This is a genomic window from Pseudomonas sp. AGC41 (assembly GCF_057334555.1).
The window spans coordinates 24,973-26,618 of sequence record NZ_JBHFJB010000045.1; the positions used below are offsets into that span (position 1 = coordinate 24,973).

At 62.9% G+C, this 1,646-nt stretch carries 2 protein-coding genes; one reads left to right on the forward strand and one right to left on the reverse strand.

The window, feature by feature from the left end; translation table 11 throughout:
- The coding region (locus tag ACE04F_RS08750; protein ID WP_486105926.1) for a heavy metal translocating P-type ATPase at positions 1–1,078 on the reverse strand (1,078 nt) is incomplete at its 3' end.
- A gap of 85 nt (positions 1,079–1,163) precedes the next feature.
- On the opposite strand from ACE04F_RS08750, the gene cadR reads away from it, so the two are divergent.
- Complete coding sequence (gene cadR, locus ACE04F_RS08755; RefSeq protein ID WP_434570409.1) at positions 1,164–1,610, forward strand: Cd(II)/Pb(II)-responsive transcriptional regulator; 447 nt, start codon at positions 1,164–1,166, stop codon at positions 1,608–1,610.
- Positions 1,611–1,646 lie beyond the last annotated feature (36 nt).

Genomic DNA, 1,646 nt, shown 5'->3' on the forward strand with positions numbered 1-1,646 from the left:
CAAACACCGCCGGGGTGTAGATTGTCGAGAACCGGTCAACGAAGCGCTGGGTCGGTGCCCGGGCGCCCTGGGCCTGCTCCACGGCGTGAATAATCCGCGCCAGGGTGGATTGATCGGCCGCGGCGGTCACGGCGTATTCCAGTTCGCCGGCCTGGTTGATGGTGCCGGCGAACACTTTGTCGCCCACGGTCTTGTCCACCGGCAGGCTTTCGCCGGTGATGGGCGCCTGGTCGATGGTCGAGCGACCTGCAACCACGTCGCCGTCCAGCCCGACGCGTTCACCGGGGCGAACCCGCACACGCGCGCCAAGGGCGATGCTCTTCACTTCCTGGGCCTGCCAACTGCCATCGGCCTGCTGCACGGTGGCCTGTTCCGGCGCCATCTGCATCAGGCCGCTGATGGCGTTGCGCGCGCGGTCGAGGGACTTGGCCTCGATCAGTTCGGCCACGGTGAACAGGAACATCACCATCGCCGCTTCCGGCCATTGGCCAATCAACACCGCGCCGGTCACGGCGATGCTCATCAGGGCGTTGATGTTCAGGTTCAGGTTCTTCAGGGCGATCCAGCCCTTCTTGTAGGTGGCGAGGCCACCGCTGAGGATCGACAGCAGCGCCACCAACGCGACGATCCAGTTCGGCGCGGCGTTGGTGAAGTGAATCACCTCGGCGCCCAATGCCGTGACGCCGGACAACGCCAGCGGCCACCATGGTTTGGCTGGGGCGGGCGGGGTGTGGGTCGGTTTGTCCTGGCCGGCCGTCAACGGTTCCGCCTGCATTCCCAAGGATTCGATGGCCTTGATGATCGGCGTGTCGCTGGGCAGGTCATGGGTGACGCCCAGCACGCGGTTGATCAGGTTGAATTCCAGTCGCTGCACGCCTTCAAGTTTGCCGAGCTTGTTCTGGATCAGTGTCTGTTCGGTGGGGCAGTCCATGGCATCGATGCGGAAACTGCTCAGCCGCGCACCGTCCGTCGGCGTCTTGTCGAGCGTGACTACCAACGGCGCTGCCTTGGATGAGCAGCAGGAGTGCCCGTGCTCATGGCCATGGGCAGGTCGGGGTGTATGGATGGAATCGTTCATCGGGTTACGTCCGTGAAAAGTGCCTGTTGCGCAGTAAAGACCCTGTAGCCACTATAGGGTCAAGCACCTATTTGGAGTTCATCCGATGAAGATTGGCGAACTGGCGAAAATCACCGACTGTCAGGTCGAGACCATCCGCTATTACGAACGAGAGGGGTTGCTGCCGGAACCGGCCCGCAGTGATGGCAATTACCGCGTCTACACCCAGGCCCATGCCGAGCGGCTGACGTTCATCCGCAACTGCCGGACCCTGGACATGACCCTGGAGGAAATCCGCAGCCTGCTGGCCTTGCGCGACAGCCCCCAGGACCAATGCGAGAGCGTCAACGCACTGATCGACGAACACATCCATCACGTCAAGGCGCGCATCGATGGCCTGCAGGCCTTGCAGGCGCAACTGATCGACCTGCGCCATCGCTGTGGCGAAGGGCCGGATCTTGAGCAATGCGGGATCTTGCAACGGTTGGAGGTGAGCGGGGCGGTGGCGCCGGAGGTGGAGCATTCACATGTGGGCAGGAGTCATGGGCATTGACCTGATTCTGAAATAACGGAGACCAAGTGGGAGCGA

Coding starts and splice junctions, on each gene's coding strand:
- cadR (WP_434570409.1), top strand. CDS start 1,164: ATGAAGATTGGCGAACTGGCGAAAATCACCGACTGTCAGGTCGAGACC.